Source organism: Neisseria sp. 74A18, from assembly GCF_001308005.1.
In the GTDB taxonomy this organism is placed as follows: domain Bacteria; phylum Pseudomonadota; class Gammaproteobacteria; order Burkholderiales; family Neisseriaceae; genus Neisseria; species Neisseria dumasiana.
In genome coordinates this window covers 1-671 of record NZ_LGZA01000080.1, presented here as the reverse complement: position 1 = coordinate 671, position 671 = coordinate 1, and the positions used below count along the sequence as shown (strand labels likewise).

The window sequence follows — 671 nt, the reverse complement described above, 5'->3', positions numbered from 1 at the left end:
CAATACAGTGCCGAAAAAGCCCGACAGCAAAGCCGGCTTACCAAGCAGCGCAAAAGAAAGCCCTATAAGCTCCATTCGCAGCTGATCCAACACATCGCTACCCTCATCCGCCGCAAACTCAGCCCCGAGCAAGTGTGCGCCTATTTGCACAAACACCACCAAATCACACTCCACCACAGCACCGTCTATAACTATCTGCGTGAAGACAAAAGCAACGGCGGCACTTTGTGGCAGCATCTCAGAATATGCAGCAAATCCTACCGTAAACGCTACGGCAGCACATGGAGCAGAGGCAAAGTACCCGACCGCACAGGCATTGAAAACCGACCCGCCATCGTCGACGAAAAATCCCGTATAGGCGACTGGGAAGCCGACACCATCGTCGGCAAAGATCAGAAAAGCGCATTATTGACACTGGTCGAACGGGTTACCCGCTACACCATTATCTGCAAATTGAAGAACTTCAAAGCCCAAGATACGGCCAACGCCGTCATTCGGGCGCTGAGAGCGCATAAAGACAGGGTGCACACCATCACCATGGATAACGGCAAGGAATTCTACCGCCACACCCGAATAGCCAAAGCATTGGTGGCTGAAACCTATTTCTGCCGTCCTTACCGTTCTTGGGAAAAGGCGCTGAATGAAAACACCAACGGACTCATCCGCCAATA

General features: G+C 52.2%; 1 protein-coding gene. It reads left to right on the top strand.

From position 1 onward, the window contains the following. The coding region (locus AKG43_RS11870) for an IS30 family transposase (RefSeq protein ID WP_054617472.1) at positions 1–671 on the top strand (671 nt) is incomplete at both ends.